General features: G+C 64.0%; 8 protein-coding genes and 2 pseudogenes. 3 read left to right on the top strand and 7 right to left on the bottom strand.

The features are described from left to right. A partial coding sequence (locus EOA24_RS42435; protein WP_127410033.1) for a hypothetical protein occupies positions 1-182 on the top strand: 182 nt, incomplete at its 5' end. Beyond that, positions 169-507 carry a hypothetical protein gene (locus EOA24_RS21100; protein ID WP_126078784.1) on the top strand — a complete coding sequence of 113 codons (339 nt, stop codon included), beginning with the start codon at positions 169-171 and terminating at the stop codon, positions 505-507. The genes EOA24_RS42435 and EOA24_RS21100, both read left to right, overlap by 14 nt. Before the next feature lie 319 nt (positions 508-826). On the opposite strand, the pseudogene EOA24_RS42430 reads toward EOA24_RS21100, so the two are convergent. From EOA24_RS42430 to EOA24_RS21080, 4 genes and pseudogenes are all read right to left on the bottom strand, one after another. Then, positions 827-1,138: pseudogene (locus EOA24_RS42430) on the bottom strand (VOC family protein); the annotation flags it as partial. 2 nt (positions 1,139-1,140) lie between these two features. After that, positions 1,141-1,728: pseudogene (locus EOA24_RS21090) on the bottom strand (alpha/beta fold hydrolase); the annotation flags it as partial. A 50-nt stretch (positions 1,729-1,778) separates the two neighbouring features. Beyond that, on the bottom strand, positions 1,779-2,603 hold the full coding sequence (locus tag EOA24_RS21085; RefSeq protein ID WP_126078782.1) for an oxidoreductase: 825 nt from the start codon (positions 2,601-2,603) through the stop codon (positions 1,779-1,781). Between the two features lie 254 nt (positions 2,604-2,857). Next, positions 2,858-3,568, bottom strand: coding sequence for an alpha/beta hydrolase (locus tag EOA24_RS21080; RefSeq protein WP_245491148.1), 711 nt, complete (start codon positions 3,566-3,568; stop codon positions 2,858-2,860). A 180-nt stretch (positions 3,569-3,748) separates the two neighbouring features. Between EOA24_RS21080 and EOA24_RS21075 the strand changes: the two genes are divergently transcribed. Continuing rightward, positions 3,749-4,609 carry a LysR family transcriptional regulator gene (locus EOA24_RS21075; protein ID WP_126083504.1) on the top strand — a complete coding sequence of 287 codons (861 nt, stop codon included), beginning with the start codon at positions 3,749-3,751 and terminating at the stop codon, positions 4,607-4,609. Between the two features lie 96 nt (positions 4,610-4,705). Here the strand turns inward: EOA24_RS21075 and EOA24_RS21070 are convergent, their stop codons facing one another. The 3 genes from EOA24_RS21070 to EOA24_RS21060 all read right to left on the bottom strand — a co-directional run. After that, a complete protein-coding gene (locus EOA24_RS21070; RefSeq protein WP_126078780.1) occupies positions 4,706-6,211 on the bottom strand; it encodes an aldehyde dehydrogenase family protein in 1,506 nt (501 codons plus the stop codon). Positions 6,212-6,228: 17 nt separating this feature from the next. After that, positions 6,229-6,732: a (2Fe-2S)-binding protein gene (locus EOA24_RS21065; RefSeq protein WP_189343215.1), complete on the bottom strand. Its 504-nt coding sequence runs from the start codon at positions 6,730-6,732 to the stop codon at positions 6,229-6,231. Then, a partial coding sequence (locus EOA24_RS21060; RefSeq protein ID WP_145992539.1) for a molybdopterin cofactor-binding domain-containing protein occupies positions 6,729-7,601 on the bottom strand: 873 nt, incomplete at its 5' end. The genes EOA24_RS21060 and EOA24_RS21065, both read right to left, overlap by 4 nt.

Genomic DNA, 7,601 nt, shown 5'->3' with positions numbered 1-7,601 from the left:
GCAGTTTGCCGGACAATGATCTCACCGAATTCGACCTTCTTGCTAGCCGACTTTCACGAGAGGCGAATCTCACAGAAGCCCAGGCTCGCAATCTGATTGAGCGCTTCGGCACGGATTGGGAAAAACTCCTGAATGAAGCCTATTTCCTGAAAGAGCTTGAAGGTCGGCTTGGGCAGGAATAAATCCCTCATCGGTGCGGCGATCCTTTTCACCACAAGGATCGCCATGGGCAAAGAATATCTGTTTTCAGAGAGCACGCTCGGTGACAAACTTGCGGCCGGCACGGGATTGTCGGTCCACTGCTTCGGTTGTCAGCGCCGCGCGGTTCTTGATGTCGCCGAACTGGTGCGGCGGTTAGGGCCTGACCACGGCTGCATGCATTGGGACTTGTTGAAGGTGCTGTACTGCCACGAATGCCGCGGCGCAGGGCGGGACGATCGGAACCTGCAGTTCACCAACCACGCGTTGACGCCCGAGAAACGAAAGGGCTGGACGCCTTGTCCCTAGGTGCCCAAAGCCCCCTCCGTCGCCGCTGGTACATCCGCAGTCGGCGACGGAGTTCGAGGAGCGGCCCGGCAGGCTGGCAGGGTAGGCCAGCAAGCGCCGGGCCTAACCGGGGGACTTCGGCTCGCGCAAATATATCCCTTTGCCGGAATAATAAGCACGTATCCATAAGGACGAACGTGGGAGTAGCCCCACAGGCTGTCTCATCTCGGGACCGAATTGCTGGCATCAATTTTGCGCCGGGTCAAAAACAATCGAGTGGGAGTGATTTTGCCCATCCGGGCATATCGGCCGGCGCCGCGTCGCTGGAGAACCATCCTGCTCAGTTCTCGTCCTGCCACCTGCGAAGATCCGTCTGGTCATGATAGGCCATGCGATCCGGCGTGGTGATGAATTCCATCGTCGTTCCCCACGGCATGCGGCAGTAGCAGACCTTGTTTCCAGGACCTTTTTCGGTTGCATAGGGAATAGCGCGCGGCGCGGTGAGGGGTGTGCCTCCCGCCTTCTCGAAGCGCTCTACCGATGCGTCGATGTCGTCGGTGTAGACACCGAAGTGCGTAATGCCGAAGTCGCTCGCCCGGATCGGCTGGGCTTGCTCGGGACCGTGCATTTCGAAGAGTTCGATATCGGGTCCAGGCCAGGAAGAGCCATTGCTTTCGCGTAGATCGCGATGTCCGCCGGATCGAAGGTGCTGTGATCGTAGAACCGCTCTGCCATGAAGGTCGAAACATAGTCATATTCACGGCCATGGATCAGGCGCTCGGGCAGATCCCGGTTCATATGGAAGCTGAAGTGCCAGAGCCTGGCGGTTGTCGTCTCCCATCCGGTCCAGCCGGGAAGCGGAACATCCAGGACGGCCAGGTGGGTAACAGCCTCCCGATAGATGGCGGCCTGCGGCAACGCCACCATTCCGCCAATGTCATGGCCGCACACGACGTAGCGTTCATGCCCAAGGGCAACCATGACCTCGTGCGCGTCGCGCGCCATCGTGGCCTTGTCATAGCCGTCAAGCGGGCAGTCGGAAAAACCCGCGCCGCGCAGATCCATGGCCACCACGCTGAAATGCTCGGCGAGCAGCGGCATCACATGGTGCCATTCCCACCATGTCTCCGGCCAACCGTGAAGCAGAAGGATCGGCGGGCCTGAGCCCCCCGTGACGGCGTTGATCTTGATGCCATTCACCGGCACCATCTGCTGGGTAAACCCTTCCAAAGTTGCGATCATGATCGCTTTCCAATCGATGTTGACGTTCAAACAGAGCTCGCGGCCAGCGCTTAGGGCTGGCCGAAATCGGTGGCGATCGTGATGTCGCGCCAGGCGTCGATATCGCTGCGAAAGGAAGCCAGCTTTCGCTCGGCGATCGCATGTGCGATCGGGCCGAGCGGCAGATGAAGCGGGGCGTCATCGGCATCGACTGCCTGCAGGATGACCGCGATCGCCTTGTCGGGATCGCCGGCCTGATTGCCGTTGTTGGTTTCGCGATAGTGCCTGCGCGAGCTCGCGGCGTATTCCGGCATCTCGTTGGCCGCCATCGTGATCGAACGGCCAAGGAAATCGGTGCGAAACGGCCCAGGCTCGACGATCAGCACGCGAATGCCGAACGGCTTCAGCTCGCCGGCGAGCGCTTCGGAAATCCCTTCCACGGCGAATTTGGCGGCATGGTAATAGCCTCCGCCGCCACGGCCCTCGATGCCCGCGCCGGACGACATATTGACGATCGTTCCGCCCGAACGTCGTAGGACGGGCAAGGCGGCTCTGGTGGTTTCGATCAGACCGAAGACGTTTACCTCGAACATCGGCCGATATTCCTCGGGCGTGCCTTCCTCGATCGCGCCGAACAGCGCGTAGCCGGCATTGTTCACGAGCACGTCAAACCCGCCAAAGGTCTCGACCGCCTTTGCGACCGCTGCCTTGGCTGCCGCCGCATCCGTCACGTCGAGCGGCAAGGTGATCATGCGGCCGCCGAAAGGCTCGGCCATTTCCTCGATCATCTTGACATTGCGGGCCGTCGCAATGACCCGGTCGCCACGCTGTGCTGCGGCGAGCGCGAGCCGCTGGCCGAAGCCGCTTGAGCAGCCTGTGATGAGCCAAGTTTTCATTACTTCTTCTCCGAGTTGTTTTCAGACGACGCCACGCTGCCGTCGCCGCGAGCCGTCATGTCGGCCATGACGACCAGTCCTTCCCCCCGAGGCCCGCCGAGACAGCTTTGTTCAGCTCCCCGCGGACAGCTTCAAGCATCGGGAGACCCGCGCCGATGAGTTGGACGGTCGCGATGCCGAAGCCACAGGGGTGGCTTCGGGGCATGGGTCACGAAACTTCCGCAGCCCTGAGCCTGAACATCAGGGCATCGGCTTCATTTGCTCGCCGCTTCGGCGATGACATCGGCGACTTCGCGCGGATGCGAGATATAAACCGCATGGCTGGCACCGGGCACCTCGGTGACCTTCGCACTTGCCCGCTTGTACATAGACCGCTCCGCCTCGGCGCTGATAGCCATGTCCAGCCCGGCCACGATGCCGTAGCTTGGCTTGGTCTTCCAGGCCGCGTGCTGCGTCTTGGTTCCGAGGATCTTCGCCGAAACCGGCACCTGCGAGTCGGTCATGAAATCCGTCTCGGCTTTGGACAGGTCAGCGGCGAATCCCGCCCGGAACTTCGCGGGGTCGAACAGCAGGAAGCCGTCAGAAGTCGCCTTGAACGCGTCCGCGGTCGGACTCGGCCACTTCTCAAACACATCACCTACGCCCTCGCCAACATCCGGGACGATGGCCGCGACATAGACAAGTGCCGAAACCTTCGGGTCGACGCCGGCTTCGGTGATGATCTGACCACCGTAGCTGTGGCCGACGAGGACGACCGGCCCATTTTGCTGCTCGATGGCGCGGTGAACCGCCTGAACGTCATCCGCCAGCGAAGTGTTCGGTTCCTGAACGACCGTGACTTTCAAGCCCTTGGCGACCAAGCGCTCATAAACGCCCTTCCAGCCGCTGCCATCGACCAACGCGCCATGGACCAAAATCACATTTTGGGCCGGCTGCGCGAAAGCGGAGGGCGCGCCGAACACCACCGCAAGAGCCGCAGCACCGAGATAGAGAGACTTGAGAGACATTTGCCGATCCTTCCGAATGACATGGGGTGATACACGAGAGACGGTCCGACCGACCGATGGTGGGAATCTAGGTGCTTAGATTTGTTCTTTAACTGACATAAATGTATTCTCGGCGTTCAGTTTTGTGTGGGCGGTCTCATGGAATGGAGTGACGTCAGAATCTTTCTTGCTATTGCGCGATCCGGCACGCTAGGCGGCGCCGCGCGTTCTCTTCAGACAAGCCATCCGACCGTCGGCAGGCGCCTTCGTGCACTTGAGCAGGCGATCGGTCACACGCTTTTCCAGCGGACTGCGGACGGTCTTGTTCTGACCGACGAGGGCCACGGGATCATCGCGCTGGCGGAGCAGATGGAAGAAGGCGCGCTGGCCATGGAGCGCCGGCTTGCGGGGCAGGAGCAGAATCTCAAAGGCAGTCTGCGCATTTCGTCAGCGGACTGGTTCGGGGCCTATGTCCTGCCTCCTATCCTGGCGGATTTCTCCAGGGCCTATCCCAATGTAGACGTCGAAATCCTGACCGGCACACGCCTGTTCAACCTCGCCCAGCGGGAGGCCGACGTCGCTTTTCGCATCGTTCCGTTCGACACTGCCGATGTCGTTCAGCGGCGGCTCTTCAGGCTCGAATACGGCGTCTACATTGCCGAGGAGGCGCCTGATCCCAAATATGGCGATGGGACCGGTTTCCGGCTGATCACCCATGACACATCCACGGGCCATTTCCCTGACATCGCGTGGCTCATCGAGAGTTTCCCCAACGCGAGACCGGTCCTGCGGTCGAACAACCGCAACGTCCAGGGGCGTATGTGCAGGCAAGGCGTCGGCATCGCCGTCCTGCCCCGCGTGGTCGGCAATCAGATCCCGGGTATCCGCAGGCTGGAACTGCCGACGTCGCCGCCAGCGCGAGACATTTGGATGGGATACCACCGGGACCTACGGCGTCTTCAGCGTCTTCGCGCGTTCATCTCGACGGTATCGGACCATCTCGTGAACGCGACCGCATGATGTGCGGCCCTGAAATGGCTCAACGTTCCCGGTGCCGAGGACCACGTCTTTCCCGGTTGGGAGTCTGAACCGGTGCATCAGCACAAAAGCACCGCGTCAGACCAGGGCGCACACCGTCTTCGTCTCGAGATAGTTCTCCAGGCCGGGCGCGCCGTTCTCGTAGCCCCAACCGGACTGCTTGTGACCACCCTTGGGCAGCTCCGGCGAGAAGTAGGAATGGCAGTTGATCCATACGGTGCCGGAACGGATGCGCGCAGACAGACGATGCGCGGTGGAGAGATCGCGCGTCCATAGGCTGGCGGCGAGGCCATAAGGCGAGTCGTTCGCAAAGGCGATTGCTTCGTCGGGATCGTCGAACGGCGTCACGGCGACGACGGGTCCGAAAATCTCCTCGCGCATCATGCGCATCCGCGGCCTGACGCTTGTGACCACGGTAGGCTCGAAGAAGGTGCCCGTTCGCTTTCCGCCGACAACGATGTCGGCGCCGGCTTGCTCGCCTTCCGCGACATAAGCCGCGACGCGTTCGGCCTGGACCGCGTTGACCAGCGGCCCGAGATCGGTATCGGGGTCGAGCCCGTGACCGAGCCTCAGCTTCTTCGCTTCCGCCGTCAGCCCCTCTATCAGGCGGTCGCAGATCGAGCGATGGGCGTAGACGCGCGAGCCGGCGACGCAGACCTGGCCGGCATTGGCGAAGATGCCGCGCGCGATGCCGGGGATCGCGAGCTCCATATCGGCATCGGGCATGACGATGGCCGGCGACTTGCCGCCGAGCTCGAGCGTGAGCTTCTTCAGATTGCCGCTAGCGGCAACGACGATCAGCTTGCCGACCTCGGTTGAGCCGGTGAAGGCGACCTTGTCGACACCCGGATGCGCGGCAAGCGCGGCGCCGACCGTCTCGCCCGGGCCGGTGACGATATTCACGACGCCGGCCGGCAGGCCGGCCTCGATCAGGAGCTCGCCTAGCCTCAGCGCCGTGAGCGAGGTCTCCTCCGCCGGCTTCAACACCACGGTGCAGCCGGCAGCCAGTGCGGGCGCGAGCTTCATCGCCGCCATCAACAGCGGCGAGTTCCACGGCGTGATGGCCGCCACCACGCCGATCGGCTCGCGCGTCGTATAGGCGAAGATATTCTTTCCCACCGGCTGGTGCGAGATGGAGGTGGGAATGGTCGTGCCCAGGATCTTGGTGGCGCAGCCGGCGAAGTAGCGGAACTGCTCGGCGGCTGCCGGTATTTCGCCGAAGCGCGCGGTCTTCAGCGATTTGCCCTGGTCGAGGGTCTCGAGCTCAGCAAGCTCGTCCGCTTGGCGGTCGATCGCCTCGCCGATCCGCCACAAGAGCTTGCCGCGCGCGGAGGGCGTCATGCCGCGCCAGGCATCGCTCTCGAACGCGCAGCGAGCCGCCCCTACGGCCCGGTCGGCATCCTCCGCGGTGCCTTGCGCAAGCTTGGCGAGAAGGCGTCCGCTGGCGGGATCGGTGGCCGGCATGGTCGCGCCATCGGAAGCGTCGTACCATCGGCCGCCGATCAGGTGCTGCAGGCGTTGTCGCGCGAGAAAGGCCTTCACGCCTTCGTGCCTGGGATCGCTGTTGCGGATGGCGATGGTCAAGGCCCGGGTTCCGTTTTTCAGCCGTGTGTCGGTTGCGGAGCGCTGCGGTCCGCCATTGCCCTGGCGGCGGCGAGCGCTCCACGGATGATGGAGTGATAGCCGGTGCAGCGGCAGATGTTGCCCTCGAGCGCCGCGCGGATGGCGGGCTCGTCGGCGTCGAGGTGCTCACGCAGCAGCGCCGTGAGCACGATCGTGAAGCCCGGCGCGCAATAGCCGCACTGGAAGGCATTCTCCTCGGCAAGCGCGCTGCGGACGATGGCCGCCTCGGGCAGGGCGTCGAGACCTTCGGGCGTGAGGATGTCCGCGCCGACGATCTGCCATGCCATCAGCAGGCAGGAATTCACCGGCCGCCCGTCCATCAGCACGGCGCAGGCGCCGCAGCGGCCGATGCCGCACGCCTTCTTGTTGGCCGTCAGGCCCAGCCGCTCGCGCAGCATGTCGATGAGGCGCATGTCCGGCGGAACCTGCATCGCCGTGTCCGCGCCATTGAGGCGAAAGGCGACCGCAATCGTCTCGATCATGCCGCCGCTCCCAGCGCGTCGAGCAGCCTTTCGGCATCGAAGGGCGCGGCGTGCGGCCAGACGCCGGTCGCGTCGGCAACCGCATTGGCGATCGCCGGCGTGACCGCGCCGATGCCGAGCTCGCCGGCGCCGCGCGGCCCGAACGGGTCGCCGGGGTCGAGGTCCTCGAGCGCGCAGGTTGCGACGGATTCGGGCGCGTCGGCGATGCTGGGCATCATGTAGGTGTCCAGGTTGGCGGTGACGTAGCGGCCGTCCTGCATGGCGGCGTGCTCGGTCAGCGTGAAGCCGACGCCCTGCAGCCCGCCGCCTTCGATCTGGCCGAGATAGGCGGCGAGATCGAGGATTGGCCCGGCGGCGGTATGCTGGCTGAGATCGAGCACACGCACCTGCCCAGTGATGCGGCTGACGGCCACTCGCGCCAGGGCCACGCCGAAGGCGAAGATCATTCGGGCATTGCCCTCGAAATAGTCAGACTTGGGAAACTCGAAACTCGTTGCCGCGAACGGCAGTTTTTCGGGATCGAGCCCTTCCGCCAGCGCGGCGAAGCTCAGCAGCAGCTCGCCGCTGTTCGAATGGCGCTCGACGATGCCGCCCGGTGCGATCGCCACGGTTGCAGGCTTCCGGCCGAGGCGTTCGGCCGCGCGAGCGAGGATGCGCTCGGCCAGCACCGGAGCCGTCTCCGCCGCGACCTTCCACACGACGAAGGCGCCGCGCGACGCCGTGGTCGAGCCGGATTCCAGGGTCCGGCCCGTATCGCCGGTCACCGGCCTGATGTCGTCGCGGCCGCAGCCCAGCGCGGCGGCGACAGCAGACCTGATCGAGGTCAGCAGGCCTTGGCCCATCTCGTCCAAGCCGTAGAGCGCCTCGAT

Source organism: Mesorhizobium sp. M2A.F.Ca.ET.039.01.1.1, from assembly GCF_003998035.1.
GTDB lineage: Bacteria > Pseudomonadota > Alphaproteobacteria > Rhizobiales > Rhizobiaceae > Mesorhizobium.
Note: the sequence above shows the minus strand (reverse complement) of the source record. Positions and strands in the feature narration are given on the sequence as shown.